We start from the raw sequence: 14,996 nt of genomic DNA, 5'->3' as shown, positions 1-14,996 counted from the left end.
AAAAACCCTTCTAACGCTTAAAAAATAAGCGTAAAACGCTATATTTTATATAGTGCTATGCGCTTTCTCGTGATCTTGAAAACGATGCCGAATTTCGAGAACCTGATCCCAGTTTGCAAATAGCGCTTCAACACACTTTGGATCAAAATGGATGCCAGCACTCTCCCTGATGTGCTCAGCAGCCCGCTCCAGTGACCAAGCTTTTTTATAGGGCCGCTCCGACGTTAAGGCATCAAATACATCTGCCACAGCAACAATGCGACTAAATATGGGAATATCTTCCCCCTTCAAGCCATTGGGATAACCCGATCCATCAAACTTTTCGTGATGTGCACGCGCAATTTCAGCGCCAGCCTGCAACACTCTGGATGAACTACCCATGAGGATTTCATACCCAAACATGGCGTGGTGCTTCATCACCTCAAACTCTTCAGGCGTTAATCGACCAGGTTTAAGCAATATGTTGTCAGCAATACCCACCTTGCCAATGTCATGCATGGGAGAAGCTTCAAGCAACAGATCCTGATCAGCCTGGGAGAGACCTAACCCTCTGGCAATCAATTCAGAATAATGAGCCATGCGCAAGATATGAGCCCCCGTTTCAGGGTCGCGATATTCTGCAGCTTTGGACAAACGAATCACGGTTTCACGTTCACGCTGCACAATCTCGGCAGTGGCTTTGCGAACTTCGCTGGCCAGCCATTCGGCGCGGTTGGCCAGTGCCTTGCGACTGGCACCCAACAGCAACATATTGTTGGCACGCGCAATGAATTCCACTTTATCAACCGGCTTGGTTAAAAAGTCTGTGGCACCTGCATCCAGCGCACGATAACGGATTTGTTTTTGATCATTGGCAGTGATCATCAGCACAGGAACATCTGCCTTACCGGCAGTGGCACGCAACTCCGAGATAAATCGAATACCGTCCAGCTCGGGCATCATGTAATCCACAATGATCAGGTCGACATCATGACTTTGAGCCCAAGCCAATCCATCCGGAGCGCTGGAAAAGGTTTTTGAGTCGCTATTCCCCATCCGCTTGATAAGTGCATCAAACAAAATCAGGTTAATTTCAGCATCATCAACAATCAACACTTGGTAAGTCATAGTCCAATACTTCCATCATCAAGGGGCACACTATCCACCCAAAAGTACAGATCAATGTGCTTTACCCACTTTATCACTGACACTTTAGTTTCAAATCGAATGATTTCGCAAAGCTGCCAATAATTGTTCAATCTGAATTTTCAAATGATCCAGCTTCAGCTTCATAGCTTCCAGCGTAGAAGATGAGGACGTGGTTTTGGCCTGCCCCGCCATGACCTCAAGCTCCGAGGCCAATTGCGTAGCCGGCCTTGCACCAAACAGACCCAGGGTGCCCTTCAACGCATGTGCGGTATGCAGTAATGACGAATAATCGCCTCCGCGTAGCGCTTCCATCATCTTCGTCAAATCAATCGGCCATTGTGCCAAGAACACTTCCTGCACAATCTCCACTACTTCTTGGTCAGATGCCGCCAATGCTTTGACATAGTCAAAATCGTTAAAAGGCTTGATATTTACATCTGCCATTGATCCGTCGTCGGACACGGGTAAGCACAGATTTGTGGAAGCTGCTTTCACCTTCGTCGGCGCAAATTTGGTTAACACACGCTGAAGTTCAGCCAACTCAATAGGTTTTGAAATGTAATCATCCATTCCAGCCTGTAAACACCGCTCACGATCTCCCAGCATGGCATTAGCGGTCATGGCCACAATCGGCACATGTTGCCCATCAAGTTCACCGGCACGAATACGTTGGGTAGCCTCCAAACCATCCATCACGGGCATCATCATGTCCATCAAGACCACATCAAATCGATGCTGGGTCAACAGCTCAAGGGCAATTTGACCGTTATCAGCCACTGTCACGTGATGCCCCCATCGCCCAATTAACGCCATCGCCAGTTTCTGATTGATCACGTGGTCTTCCACCAGCAAAACCTCCAATACCGTCTGTGATTCCTTGATGACGTGTCGGGTGATCAAATCTGACGGTGTATCCGTGGCCCTATTTATCACCCGGTTCAGCACCTGCGCCAACTCATCACGGGTAAAAGGTTTTGACAGGTATGCCGAAAAACCGACTTCTTTGGAGTGCTGCGCATCCCCCTTCAACCCAGCCGAAGAAAGCATCACCAGTGACATAGCCGCGCCATTGGGCAAAGCCAGTATCTTTCCAGCCGTGGTGAAACCATCCATGACCGGCATGTGTGCATCCAACAGTACAAAATCAAAGTGTTGACCCGCAGACAAGCTCTGTTGCAACAAAACCAACGCCTGCTCACCAGAGTCGGCTTGGGTGGTAAGCATGCCAAGACTTTGCAATGTGCGAGAGATCACCACTCGGTTAACTTCGTTGTCATCCACCAACAACACCCTCAGGCCAACCAATCTGATGGATGTCTGAGATAGCACCGCATTTTCTTCATCCAGCTTCAACACCACTGAAAAATCAAACTGACTGCCTTTGCCTATATCGCTTTTTACTGAAATTTGTCCCCCCAGCGCTTCAACCAATCGGGCCGAAATAGATAGGCCCAAACCAGTTCCCCCAAAACGCCGTGTAATGCTGCTGTCTTCTTGCGAAAACGCTTCAAAAATACTGTGCAACTTGGATTCAGGAATACCAATACCGGAGTCTTTCACTGAAAATTTGAACACAGGCAACTTTTGTGCAGTTTGCTCAAACGACACACTCAACAATACCTGCCCTTGTTCGGTAAATTTGATGGCATTGCCAATCAGATTCATCAAAATTTGGCGCAGACGCCCAGGATCCCCGATCACCGCCAATGGCAAATCCGGGTCGATATCGCATACCAGTTCAATGCCCTTGACATGCGCACGTACGGCCAACGTCTTGAGTGTCTCACTCACCACGCCATTGAGATTAAAAGGAATTGTTTCAATCATCAGTTTGCCGGCTTCGATTTTTGAAAAATCAAGAATGTCGTTGATAACACGCAGCAACGACTCCGACGACGACTTGACAATTTCAAGGTATTCACGCTGCTCATCCGTCAAATCGGTGTCCAGCGCCAGCTCCGTCATGCCGATCACACCGTTCATGGGGGTACGGATTTCATGGCTCATGTTGGCTAAAAAGTCCGATTTGGCCCGATTGGCCACTTCTGCCGCCTCTTTGGCTCGGTGGAGTTCTTCAGAGGCCTCACGTTCACGCGAAATGTCGGCAAGATAACCGTTCCAGATCACCCCACCATCCACCGCCGTTTTAGGCATGGATTCGCCATGTACCCAAATCACCTTACCAGTGCGTTTGTGAAAAATACGAAAATCCAGCGAAATTCGCACCAACGACTTGGCCGAAGCCACAAAGGCCTGTTCAAACGCCTCTTGGTCAACGGGGTGAACTTGCTGGAAAAACACCGCAGCATCGTTCATGATCTCTTGCGCAGACAAACCACATATTTGTTCTGCCACCCGGCTACAGAATGGAAAGTTTTGCCGCCCATCAGCCCACAAACGATACTGAAAAACCACCACAGGAATACTCTCACTGACCTCAATCAGCCGCTCACCAGCCTCTTTAAGCTGCGTCACATCCTGCCAGATGCCGGTAAACACCGTATAACCCTCTGCAGACAGATCCGCATCCGGGTTGATTTCAGAGCGAATCCAGCGCAGACTGCCATCGGGCATACGCACCCGGTAATCGCCTTGCCATGCGGTGCGATTTGCACCCGCAGCCAAGATTTCGGAAAAACACCGGCTGCGATCTTCATCCACAATTTGTGTATAGGCCAACTGACCATCCGCCAGCAAAGCCGCCCGACCCAGCCCACGAATCTCCTCCAGACGCTCACTCACAAAGGTATACCGCACCTGACCCGCTCCAACCTCGCATTGGTACACAACCCCTGGCACGGCGTTGGTGATGCGCCGCACCCGGCTCTCGGCCAAAGCCACAGCCGCTTGCATTTGCTTGCGTGCGGTGATGTCGGTGCGAATAGCGATGAACTGCTCTGGCAAATTGCGTTCGTCCATCAAAGGCACAATGGTGGCCTGCACCCAGTACACGGCACCATTTTTGGCACGGTTGCAAACTTCACCATGCCACACCTTGCCGGACAAAATAGTTCGCCACAAGTGACTGAAAAACTCCTGGGGATGTGCCTTGGCATTGATCAGGCGATGGTCCTTACCCAGCAGTTCATCACGCGTATAACCACTGATCTTGCAAAACTTGTCGTTTGCATAAGTAATGCGGCCAGTTACATCGGTCATACTCACAATCGCGTGCTGATCCAATGCAAATTTCTGTTTGGCCAGATCAGACAACGCGGCCTGCAGATCATGCTGGCTGATTTCGCGCTGATGAACCAGTTCCGACATAAGTGTCGACAAAGACTCCAGACTGTCGTACTGCGACACAGGCATATCTGCATCAACCGTTTTCAGCAGACTATTGGCCGTTTCACGCAAGGAGTCTATGGCACGGGTGCGACTGTCTAGCTCTTCTCGCAAGCGATCATTGGTATGTGACAACTCCACCGAGCTGAGTTGCAAACTGCGTGTTTTCAGATCCAGGTCACGATCATTTTGTGCATAAGCTTCCTCCACCCGTGTCAGGAACGCTGACACCCCCGCAAGCAAATGCGCGGCTCTCTCAGACACTGCCGATGACCTGGCCAATTGCTGCAACTCCTCCAGCACCGCGGGAAGCTGATCCTCCTCAACCCCCAGCAAGCGCCGTATTTGGCGCGCAAGCAACTTATGCATGATTCAAATACTCAAGGGTTAGTGTCGGTATCCAACTCCATCAGATGGGTGATGGTCATGGTTTGATTGTGGAGCTTACAAGACACATCACCAGTCAACGGACTGATCTCACCATAAGAGTAAAAACCCGTCAGTACCGTGGTCTGGCCCAGCACATCCGCCACGGCCTCAACCTCTTCTTCAACCCTGCCACCCATGACCAGTTTGCGCCCCACACAGCTCACCAGCAAAGCCAAGCCTTGTCCAGGGTTCTCCATGACCAGTTTGGCGGCCTGCGCGGCCTCCTCGGCACCATCCACCAACGCATCGGTGCTGGCATGCATCAAACGCAGATAACCATCAGGGTCAATGTCACCGGCAAGAGTCAAGGAACCACGGGTCTCATCTACCGCCAAAATGGTTCGGATCAAGCCTACATCGGCTTGATCACGCCCCAGCATCGAGAAAGGAAACAAAAGTCCTGCCGCAGGCAAATCTTTGGCATGTTCACCCAAGTAACGCTTGTACACCTCCAAGGCGGGTTCACCATCCAACTCAAACAGCACATTACGATCACAGTGGGTAACTTTGCGCACAGGGCCAAAAGGCATCCAGCCGCCAAACGAGCCGTGCGTCACACGGACACCCGAGCCATACAGTCCAATACAAGCCACATGATGGGCATGTACACCGCTGTCATCCATCACCCAGGTCTGCCTGAACTGGGCACCATCTCCAGCCAAACCACCAGTCATCAACACCTCTGGCCCCAAGACTGCAGTCAAGCCACCAATCAACGCACTGCCGTTGATGTTCACCCCCTGCCCCAGCACCAGAACAACACGCAAACCTTGCGCAGGTAAACTCTGCGCCAAACGCTGGCCCGCCGCAAATGAATCATCCATACCCTCAAGATGCGTATGGGCGGATTGCACCGCAGTATGGTCAAAGTGCACCGCAGTCACCACGCAAGTGCCATCGGTGACACCTTGACCTGAAATCTCTCCCGCCGTAGAACAACCCAATCGGTAAGCCTTGGGAAAACGCTCAGCCAACACTGGCTGCACGGTTTGTAGCCAATCCCCCGAGCCAAACAACAACAGTAACTGGGGTGCTATGGCGTTCAAAGGCTCCAAAGCCTGCATGAAGTCCGAGCGATTGTGCAACAGGGTTTGAGCAACTTGCATCAGAAGAGCCTCGTTAAAAAGAGTCTGAATGCTAACGGTTGTCGGCACTGGCAAACTGTTGCCGCAACAGGTTTTTTTGTACCTTACCCATGGTATTACGCGGTAAATCAGCCACCACACGGCATTGTTTGGGCACCTTGTAATTGGCCAAAGTGGCTTTGAGCTGATCCAGAATGTGCGTGGCATCAAGCTGCACACCAGGTCTTGCCACCACAACGGCCACACCCACCTCGCCAAAATCCGGATGCGGTACACCCACCACCGCACTCTCCGCCACCCCAGGCAAATCGTTGATGAAACTCTCCAGCTCGGCCGGGTAAACGTTGTAGCCACCGCTGATGATCAAGTCTTTGCTGCGCCCGACTATCGTCACGTAGCCATCCGCATCCATCTTGCCCACATCCCCGGTTTTGAAAAAACCGTCTGCAGTGAACTCCTCTGCGGTTTTCTCAGGCATGCGCCAATAACCGGCAAACACATTCGGGCCTTTGACCTGAATGTCACCGATCTCGCCACAGGGCACCGCCGCGCCCTGCCCGTCCACCACCCGCAAATGCACCCCAGGCAGCGGGAAACCCACCGTGCCACCTTTGCGCTCACCCCGATACGGGTTGGAGGTCAGCATGATGGTTTCACTCATGCCATAACGTTCCAGAATCGTGTGCCCGGTGCGCGCCTGCCAAGCCTTGAAGGTGTCCAGCAGTAACGGGGCCGAACCTGAAATGAACAGCCGCATGTGCCCAGCCACTTCAGGGGTCAAGCCCGGCTCATTGAGCAGGCGCACGTACAAGGTCGGCACGCCCATGAACACACTGGCCTGGGGCATGAAACGCAACACGGTCTTGGGCTCGAACTTGGCCAGCCAGATCATCTTGCTGCCATTGATCAGCGCCCCATGAATCGCCACAAACAAGCCATGCACATGAAAGATCGGCAAGGCGTGGATCAGCACATCCCCACCCTCTGCGGCACTGCGCCAACCCCAGTAGTCTTTCAGCACCAGCGCATTGCTGAGCATGTTGCCGTGTGTCAGCATGGCTCCTTTGGAGCGGCCCGTGGTGCCACTGGTGTAGATGATCACCGCCACATCGTCAGCTTGTTTGGCAGCCACCTCATGCTGGTCAGAGGCGTGGGCTGCACGCTCCAGCAGGGAGCCGGTACGGTCATCGTTCAAGGTAAACACCCAGCGCGTCCCCGCCTGAAACGCCAGTGTGCTGACCCAGCCGAAGTTGGCTGTGCTGCACACCACCACGGCAGGCTCGGCGTTACCAATGAAATAGTCAATTTCGGCACTTTGATACGCCGTGTTCAAAGGCAAAAACACATAACCGGCGCGCAAAGTGGCCAAGTAGAGCATCAGCGCCTCCACCGACTTGTCGACCTGCACCGCAATACGCGAGCCTTCAGGCAACTCCAGTGATTGCAAAAAATTGGCCAACATGGCCGTGCCACGCTCCAGATCACGCCAAGTGTAAAACTGGCCAGCATCGGTTTCAACCGCACACGCCTCCAGATCAGCCGGAAACGCTTGGCACAAATGGTGGTAAAGATTGGCAGATGCATCAGGCATAAGAGTCATCCTTGGCAAAGTTGGAGTTCAGGAAAGCCCTGGCGCGCGGACCACAACGCCAGTCAATACGCCCGGCCCATCGACATGGTCTCAAAACCGTGGGGCACGTTTTTCCAGAAAAGCGGTGATGCCCTCACGTTGCTCAGCGCTGTCGGCATACGTATATGCGGAGTCAAGCAGATTTTTCAGCGGATCATGATCAGCTATTTCTTTTGTAGCTGTTTGCGCTTTATTGACAAGCTCCAGAGGCCAATTTAATGCTCTAAAAGTTTGTTTATTCAAACGCGCTGCCTGGGGCGCAAGCTGGCTGATGCGCTGCACCGTGGCCCGCGCCAAGGTGGGCAAATCCACGTCAGCCACCACGCGGCTCAAAAAACCGCGTTGCAGCATCTCGGGTGCACTGAACACCGCCGCCTCCAACAGCATTTGCCGCGCTGTGACCATGCCCACCTGCTGGGACACCAGCGCCGCTTCACGCGGGGCCATCGGGAAACCCAACTTGGCAATCGGTGCACCAAACTGGGCCGATTCGGCGCTCAGGCGAATGTCACAACAGCTGGCAATCTCCACCCCGGCCCCCATGCAATTGCCGGTAATCTGCGCCACCATGGGCACGTCGCAGGCCAGCATGGCGCTCAAAGCCCCCCAGACATCGTTTTCATGAAAGTCACGCAAACTGTCTTCCTGAAAACGAAAACCCGTGTATTCAGAAATGTCACCGCCGGCACAAAAATGTGCGCCTGATCCTGAAATCAACACGCAGCGCACGTCTGCAGAGCACTGAATGCTCTCAAAACAAGAGCGCAATTGCCGCCACATGGCGCGGCTCATGGCATTGAAGCGTTTGGGGTAGTGCAAGGTGACATGAGCCACACCTTCGCGTTGTTCAAAATGGATGGATGGCGGCATGCTTCAAAATCAACTTTAACTACAAAATAGATAGCTTCTTACGCTTGTAAACAAAGGTCCAGCGGCCAATTTTGGCCTAAAAACTCAAACGATCAGACAGGCCATATTGAGGCCTTCAGGATGACCTGACCTGAATGTAGGTGCGCCTATTGAGCCACAGCCACAAACCTGCCCCCCCCACAATCATTGGCACACACAACCACTGCCCCATGCTCATCCCCATGCTGAGCAGACCCAAAAAGGCATCTGGTTCACGGAAAAATTCAGCGGTGAAGCGGAACACGCCGTAACCGAACAAAAACGCTGCAGCCACCTGCCCCGGCACACGTGGTTTACGCGCGTACCACCACAGCAGCACAAACAGCAGCATGCCTTCCATCAAAAACTGGTAGACCTGCGAAGGGTGGCGCGGCAGATCACCAGCCCCCCGAAACACCATACCCCAAGGCAAATCCGGGCTGGCTAACCTGCCCCACAGTTCACCATTGATAAAGTTGCCCACCCGACCCATGGCCAACCCGGTCGGCACGCAAGGGGCGACAAAATCAGCCACCTGCAGCAAGGGGCGTTTGCGCGACCAGGCAAACCAGATTTCGGCCACAACGACCCCCAACATACCACCATGAAAACTCATGCCCCCTTGCCACACGGCAAAAACTTCCAACGGATGGGCGGCGTAGTAAACGGGCTTGTAAAACAGGCAATAACCTATGCGCCCACCCAGAATCACCCCCATCACACCCAGAAACAGAATGTCTTCCACATCCTTGCGGCTCCAGGCCTGCGCACCGGTGAGGGAGGCAAATGGTTCGTGGCGCAAGCGCAGGTTGGCCAGCCACATGAACAAGCCAAAAGCAGCCAGATACGTCAAGCCATACCAATGCACAGCCAAAGGCCCCAAGTGCACGGCAACAGGATCAATTTGAGGATGGATCAGCATGGATTTGATAAAAAATGCACTTCAGCGCCAGCAGACTCACTGGCCGGTGAAGTGCATGGGTGGATTCAGACAAACAAAAACTCAATCGTCCAACAGGGATACATCACGCACGGCCCCCTTGTCAGCCGACATCACCAATTTGGCATAGGCTTTCAATGCAGCAGACACTTTGCGCGGTCGTGGCTGGACAGGCTTCCAACCCAGCGCATCTTGTTCCACCCGGCGCCGAGCCAACTCCTCATCCGACACCAGCACGTTGATGGAACGATTTGGAATGTCGATACGGATACGGTCACCCTGACGGATCAGGCCAATCGCACCACCCGCAGCAGCTTCAGGGGAAGCATGACCAATCGACAAGCCAGAGGTGCCGCCAGAAAAACGGCCATCGGTCAACAAGGCACAGGCTTTGCCCAGCCCTTTGGACTTGATGTACGAAGTGGGGTAAAGCATCTCCTGCATGCCAGGGCCACCTTTGGGGCCTTCATAGCGCACGATCATCACATCACCCGCCTTGACCTTGTCACCCAGAATGTCGGCTACCGCCTCATCCTGCGACTCTGTCACATAGGCTGGACCCTCAAACACCAGCAGAGATTCATCCACCCCAGCGGTCTTGACCACGCAACCATTCAAGGCAATATTGCCTACCAACACGGCCAGACCACCTTCTTGCGAGTAAGCGTTGTCCACTGAACGGATACACCCCTCAGCGCGGTCAATATCCAGGTTGGGCCAACGGGATTTCTGGCTGAACGCCACCTGCGACGGCACACCCGCCGGGCCAGCCCGGAAAAAGGTCTGCACCTCAGCACTCGGGTTACGCACAATGTCCCACTGATCCAGCGCGTCTTTCAGCGTTTTGGCATGCACCGTGGGTACATCGGTGTGGAGTTTGCCAGCCCGGTCCAGTTCACCCAGAATGGCCATGATGCCGCCGGCGCGGTGTACGTCTTCAAGGTGATACTTTTGGGTGTTGGGTGCCACCTTGCACAACTGCGGAACCGTACGTGAAACCCGGTCAATATCCGCCATGGTGAAGTCAATGTCGGCCTCTTGAGCCACTGCCAGAATGTGCAAAATGGTGTTGGTGGAGCCACCCATGGCAATGTCCAGCGTAATGGCATTCTCAAAGGCCTTAAAGCCAATCGAGCGCGGCAACACCGTGGCATCGTCTTGCTCGTAATAGCGTTTGCACAGATCCACAATCAAATGACCCGCCCGTTTGAACAGTTGCTCGCGATCAGCATGGGTCGCCACCACCGTACCGTTACCCGGCAAAGACAGGCCTAACGCTTCGGTCAGACAATTCATGGAATTTGCGGTGAACATGCCTGAACAGGAACCACAGGTTGGGCAGGCAGAACGCTCCACCTCAGCCACTTCTTCGTCGGATACGTTGGGGTCAGCGGCCATCACCATGGCATCGATCAAATCAAGTTTGATCACACCCAGCTTGGTCTTGCCCGCTTCCATCGGGCCACCAGAGACAAACACCACGGGAATGTTCAAACGCATGGCAGCCATCAGCATGCCAGGGGTAATTTTGTCGCAATTGGAGATACACACCATGGCATCCGCACAATGGGCATTCACCATGTATTCCACCGAGTCGGCAATGATGTCGCGGCTCGGCAACGAATACAGCATGCCATCATGCCCCATGGCAATGCCGTCATCGACCGCGATGGTGTTGAATTCCTTGGCGACACCACCCGCAGCCTCAATCTCGCGCGCCACCAATTGACCCAGGTCTTTCAGATGCACATGACCAGGCACAAACTGGGTGAAAGAATTCACCACGGCGATGATCGGCTTGTCAAAATCGCCATCTTTCATACCAGTGGCGCGCCACAGCGAGCGAGCACCCGCCATGTTGCGGCCAGCAGTGGTGGTTTTGGAACGGTAAATGGGCATGATGAGGGTCACTCAAAGAAGGTTTAAAACAGAAAAAAACAGAAGCGTGATTATGTCCCAGCGTCCCTCTGCAGACCGCTGCAAGGTTGTTGTTGTCATCCCGGTCAAACAGCGGCTAATGGATTTACCGGCGATTTCGGTTGATGCTGCCCAAGGCTTCCTTGGTACGTTCACGGCGTGCATCGCGTTTTTTATCCTCACGCTCCATAACTTTGCGTTTGGTGTAACCACTGCTGTCCGCCCACGCCCACCACGCCACGGCCAACACAAACGGGGCTCCGACCCACCACCAGTCCAACCCGGCCATCGGCCCCCAGCCCAACACCTTCATCAGCAACAAAACCAGCCCTAATCCAAGTAAATACATCACAGCCCTTTCAAATTCGTCCAGCAACCCCACACGCATCGACAGGTCAATTGGCTTACCTACAATGACGTTCAAGCGACTCTACTCCACTTTTCAAGGACAACACCATGAAACGCTCTCTCGTCGTACTGCTGAGTTGCGCCTTGATCGGCACTCCGGTGTTTGCCGATCAAGCCTTGGCACAAAAGAAAAATTGTATGGCTTGCCACACCATTGAGAAAAAGGTCGTGGGCCCTGCCTACAAAGATGTGGCTAAAAAATATGCCGGCCAAAACGTGACTGCCAAGCTGGCAGACAAAGTGATCAAGGGTGGTTCAGGCGCATGGGGGGTTATTCCCATGCCGGCCAATCCGCAAGTCAGCCAAGCCGAAGCAGAAACCCTGGTCAAGTGGGTGTTGTCACTCAAATAAATTGTCACAACCACTCAATAAGAAAGCCCGCAATTGCGGGCTTTCTTATTCAAACCATGACTGATAAAAAAGAGCTCCATCGCTTATTGATTAAGCGACGGTAGCTCCTCTTTTCAGAGCATCAGTACGTTTGACCCAATTGACCCAAAATAGCTGGATTTTCCAGCGTTGAGGTGTCTTGTGTGATGGTTTCACCCTTCGCCAAAGAGCGCAACAGGCGACGCATGATCTTGCCTGAACGTGTCTTGGGCAAGTTTTCACCAAATCGAATGTCTTTGGGCTTGGCAATCGGGCCAATTTCCTTGGCCACCCAATCACGCAATTCCTTGGCAATTTGCTTGGCTTCGTCGCCAGTGGGTACGCCGCGTTTCAACACCACAAAGGCACAAATAGCTTCGCCCGTCAGATCATCAGGGCGGCCCACCACAGCGGCTTCAGCCACCAGGTCGGTCTTGGCGACCAAAGCCGATTCAATTTCCATGGTGCCCATGCGGTGACCTGACACGTTCAACACGTCATCAATACGGCCGGTGATGCGGAAATAGCCACGGTCAGCACTGCGCACCGCACCGTCGCCAGCGAGGTAGTAAGTGCCGCCCATTTCTGCGGGGAAGTAGCTGGTTTTGAAACGCTCTGGGTCGTTCCAGATGGTACGGATCATCGACGGCCATGGGCGCTTGATGACCAGCATGCCACCAGAACCATTGGGCACATCTTGTCCGGCTTCGTCCACGATGGCGGCCATGATGCCAGGCAGCGGCAAGGTGCAACTGCCGGGAACCAGCGGCGTGGCACCTGGCAGCGGCGTGATCATGTGACCACCGGTTTCGGTTTGCCAGAAGGTGTCCACAATCGGGCACTTTTCTTTGCCGATGTTTTTGTAGTACCACATCCAGGCTTCGGGGTTGATGGGTTCACCCACCGAACCCAGAATACGCAGGCTGGAGAGATCCGAGCGGTCAGGATGGACTTTTTCGTCAGATTCTGCAGACTTGATGAGTGAGCGAATGGCTGTAGGTGCCGTGTAGAAAATGCTGCATTTGTGGCGCTCAATCATTTGCCAGAAACGACCCGCATTCGGGTAAGTGGGGATACCTTCAAAAATGATTTGTGTGGCCCCGGCTGCCAGCGGCCCATAAGCCACATAGGCATGCCCCGTGATCCAGCCGATGTCAGCGGTACACCAGAACACATCGTCTTGTTTCAGGTCGAAGGTCCAGTCCATCGTCAGCTTGGCCCACAACAGGAAACCACCTGTGGAATGCTGGACACCCTTGGGTTTACCGGTAGAACCAGAGGTGAACAAGATGAACAAAGGATGCTCCGCACCCACCAACACGGGTTCACATTCGGTGCTTTGGCCAGCCAGTGCTTCAGTAAAGGTAATGTCACGGCCAGCCACCATGTTGCATTTGGATGCCGTACGCTCAAACACGAAAACTGTCTTGATGGACTCACAACCACCCAAGCCCAGACCTTCGTCCACAATACCTTTCAAGGGCAGCTCTTTGCCACCACGCAATTGGTAGTTGGCGGTCACAACGGCCACGGCCCCTGCGTCAATGATGCGTTCTTGCAAGGCTTTAGCAGAAAAGCCGCCAAACACCACACTGTGGGTAGCGCCAATACGTGCGCAGGCTTGCATGGCCACCACGCCTTCCAGACCCATGGGCATGTAAACCAGAACACGGTCACCCTTGTTAATGCCGCGTGCTTTCAGGGCATTGGCAAATTGTGAAACCTTGGCCAGCAGTTCTTTGTAAGTGGTTTTAGTGACTTCGCCACCATCCGCTTCAAAGATCACAGCCGTCTTGTTCTCATTCGGTGTGCCCATGTGCTTGTCAAGGCAGTTGGCAGAGGCATTGAGTTCACCGTCTTGGAACCATTTGTAAAACGGTGCGTTGGACTCATCCAGGGTCTGGGTAAAGGGCTTGTTCCAAACCACGTTCTCACGTGCCAAACGGGCCCAGAAACCCTCAAAATCTTTTTCTGCTTCAGCGCACAGGGCGTTATAGCCTTCCATGCCCTGAATGCGAGCGGCCTTGACAGTAGCCTCGCTGGGGGGGAAAACACGGTTCTCAACCAATGTGGATTCAACAGCAGTATTCGGTGTGGTCACGGATAAGTCTCCTCTAGTTAAACAAAGTTCGCCCATTAATGTCACGGCTGGCACTTACATGCTACTGACTGTCACGCGGCTGACATGCCCCCCCGTAGAATGCCCTTACGTTTCTGAAAATTGCACACCTCTCTATGTCTGAACCTACGCCCAAGCTACAGCCCTTGCGTCCCATTCCACGACTGATTTTTGCCAGCCGCTGGTTACAGCTACCGCTTTACCTGGGGCTGATTGCCGCACAAGGGGTTTACGTTTACCACTTCTTGTTGGAATTACTGCATTTGATGCAAGCCGCCTTCGGCAGCCAGGCAGCCTTGGCCGCATTGATCGAAAGTATTGGCTACAAAACCGATGTACAGATTACCCATTTGAATGAAACCGTCATCATGCTGGTGCTGCTGGCCTTGATTGACGTGGTGATGATCTCCAATCTGTTGATCATGGTGATTGTCGGAGGCTATGAAACCTTTGTCTCTCGCATCAATCTGGATGGTCATCCAGATCAACCCGAGTGGCTGGATCACGTCAACGCCTCCGTGTTGAAAGTCAAGTTGGCCATGTCCATCATCGGCATCAGTTCAATTCACCTTCTCAAAACATTCATTAATGCAGACAACTACACCGACAAGGTGCTGATCGCCCAGACCGTGATTCACATCACGTTTTTGCTGTCTGCCATTGCCATCGCCTATACCGATAAGTTGATGACCCACACCGCCGATGCCTCGCATTGAGCCATCAGCCTTACTTGCAGCCACACACGGATCAACAACTGCAGCGTGATGGTGTAAGTCCACAGCAACCTGATCATGCGTC

General features: G+C 53.3%; 11 protein-coding genes. 2 read left to right on the top strand and 9 right to left on the bottom strand.

Annotation, left to right across the window (positions count from 1 at the left end; all coding sequences use genetic code 11):
• Nucleotides 1–45 precede the first annotated feature (45 nt).
• The 8 genes from LDN84_RS10645 to LDN84_RS10610 form a co-directional block, all read right to left on the bottom strand.
• Entirely contained in the window at nucleotides 46–1,107 is a 1,062-nt protein-coding gene (locus LDN84_RS10645; protein ID WP_223912285.1) for a response regulator, read from the bottom strand.
• Between the two features lie 90 nt (nucleotides 1,108–1,197).
• Nucleotides 1,198–4,782 (bottom strand): response regulator, encoded by a 3,585-nt coding sequence (locus LDN84_RS10640; protein ID WP_223912283.1) that lies wholly within the window; start codon nucleotides 4,780–4,782, stop codon nucleotides 1,198–1,200.
• Nucleotides 4,783–4,793: 11 nt separating this feature from the next.
• Nucleotides 4,794–5,948 carry an FIST signal transduction protein gene (locus LDN84_RS10635; protein ID WP_223912281.1) on the bottom strand — a complete coding sequence of 385 codons (1,155 nt, stop codon included), beginning with the start codon at nucleotides 5,946–5,948 and terminating at the stop codon, nucleotides 4,794–4,796.
• A 31-nt stretch (nucleotides 5,949–5,979) separates the two neighbouring features.
• The gene (locus LDN84_RS10630; protein ID WP_223912278.1) at nucleotides 5,980–7,518 is read right to left on the bottom strand and encodes a malonate--CoA ligase; all 1,539 of its coding nucleotides are present in this window, start codon (nucleotides 7,516–7,518) and stop codon (nucleotides 5,980–5,982) included.
• Nucleotides 7,519–7,608: 90 nt separating this feature from the next.
• A complete protein-coding gene (locus LDN84_RS10625; RefSeq protein WP_223912275.1) occupies nucleotides 7,609–8,427 on the bottom strand; it encodes an enoyl-CoA hydratase/isomerase family protein in 819 nt (272 codons plus the stop codon).
• A 115-nt stretch (nucleotides 8,428–8,542) separates the two neighbouring features.
• Nucleotides 8,543–9,367 (bottom strand): prolipoprotein diacylglyceryl transferase, encoded by an 825-nt coding sequence (lgt, locus tag LDN84_RS10620; protein ID WP_223912271.1) that lies wholly within the window; start codon nucleotides 9,365–9,367, stop codon nucleotides 8,543–8,545.
• An 81-nt stretch (nucleotides 9,368–9,448) separates the two neighbouring features.
• Complete coding sequence (gene ilvD / locus LDN84_RS10615) at nucleotides 9,449–11,284, bottom strand: dihydroxy-acid dehydratase (protein ID WP_223912268.1); 1,836 nt, start codon at nucleotides 11,282–11,284, stop codon at nucleotides 9,449–9,451.
• 124 nt (nucleotides 11,285–11,408) lie between these two features.
• Nucleotides 11,409–11,651 (bottom strand): TIGR04438 family Trp-rich protein, encoded by a 243-nt coding sequence (locus LDN84_RS10610; RefSeq protein ID WP_223912924.1) that lies wholly within the window; start codon nucleotides 11,649–11,651, stop codon nucleotides 11,409–11,411.
• A gap of 107 nt (nucleotides 11,652–11,758) precedes the next feature.
• Between LDN84_RS10610 and LDN84_RS10605 the strand changes: the two genes are divergently transcribed.
• Complete coding sequence (locus LDN84_RS10605) at nucleotides 11,759–12,061, top strand: c-type cytochrome (RefSeq protein WP_223912265.1); 303 nt, start codon at nucleotides 11,759–11,761, stop codon at nucleotides 12,059–12,061.
• A gap of 121 nt (nucleotides 12,062–12,182) precedes the next feature.
• Here LDN84_RS10605 and acs read toward each other — a convergent pair whose 3' ends face one another.
• Nucleotides 12,183–14,216, bottom strand: a complete 2,034-nt coding sequence (gene acs, locus LDN84_RS10600) for an acetate--CoA ligase (RefSeq protein WP_435405948.1) — start codon at nucleotides 14,214–14,216, stop codon at nucleotides 12,183–12,185.
• A 98-nt stretch (nucleotides 14,217–14,314) separates the two neighbouring features.
• Here acs and LDN84_RS10595 point away from each other — a divergent pair, with 98 nt between their 5' ends.
• Entirely contained in the window at nucleotides 14,315–14,914 is a 600-nt protein-coding gene (locus LDN84_RS10595; RefSeq protein ID WP_223912259.1) for a TIGR00645 family protein, read from the top strand.
• Nucleotides 14,915–14,996 lie beyond the last annotated feature (82 nt).

The organism is Rhodoferax lithotrophicus (genome assembly GCF_019973615.1).
GTDB lineage: Bacteria > Pseudomonadota > Gammaproteobacteria > Burkholderiales > Burkholderiaceae_C > Rhodoferax > Rhodoferax lithotrophicus.
Note: the sequence above shows the minus strand (reverse complement) of the source record. Positions and strands in the feature narration are given on the sequence as shown.

What these genes read in the sequence shown, in the direction of transcription:
- LDN84_RS10645 (WP_223912285.1), bottom strand. Translation starts at nt 1,107, where the DNA reads ATGACTTACCAAGTGTTGATTGTTGATGATGCTGAAATTAACCTGATT.
- LDN84_RS10640 (WP_223912283.1), bottom strand. Translation starts at nt 4,782, where the DNA reads ATGCATAAGTTGCTTGCGCGCCAAATACGGCGCTTGCTGGGGGTTGAG.
- LDN84_RS10635 (WP_223912281.1), bottom strand. Translation starts at nt 5,948, where the DNA reads ATGCAAGTTGCTCAAACCCTGTTGCACAATCGCTCGGACTTCATGCAG.
- LDN84_RS10630 (WP_223912278.1), bottom strand. Translation starts at nt 7,518, where the DNA reads ATGCCTGATGCATCTGCCAATCTTTACCACCATTTGTGCCAAGCGTTT.
- LDN84_RS10625 (WP_223912275.1), bottom strand. Translation starts at nt 8,427, where the DNA reads ATGCCGCCATCCATCCATTTTGAACAACGCGAAGGTGTGGCTCATGTC.
- lgt (WP_223912271.1), bottom strand. Translation starts at nt 9,367, where the DNA reads ATGCTGATCCATCCTCAAATTGATCCTGTTGCCGTGCACTTGGGGCCT.
- ilvD (WP_223912268.1), bottom strand. Translation starts at nt 11,284, where the DNA reads ATGCCCATTTACCGTTCCAAAACCACCACTGCTGGCCGCAACATGGCG.
- LDN84_RS10610 (WP_223912924.1), bottom strand. Translation starts at nt 11,651, where the DNA reads ATGTATTTACTTGGATTAGGGCTGGTTTTGTTGCTGATGAAGGTGTTG.
- LDN84_RS10605 (WP_223912265.1), top strand. Translation starts at nt 11,759, where the DNA reads ATGAAACGCTCTCTCGTCGTACTGCTGAGTTGCGCCTTGATCGGCACT.
- acs (WP_435405948.1), bottom strand. Translation starts at nt 14,216, where the DNA reads ATGGGCGAACTTTGTTTAACTAGAGGAGACTTATCCGTGACCACACCG.
- LDN84_RS10595 (WP_223912259.1), top strand. Translation starts at nt 14,315, where the DNA reads ATGTCTGAACCTACGCCCAAGCTACAGCCCTTGCGTCCCATTCCACGA.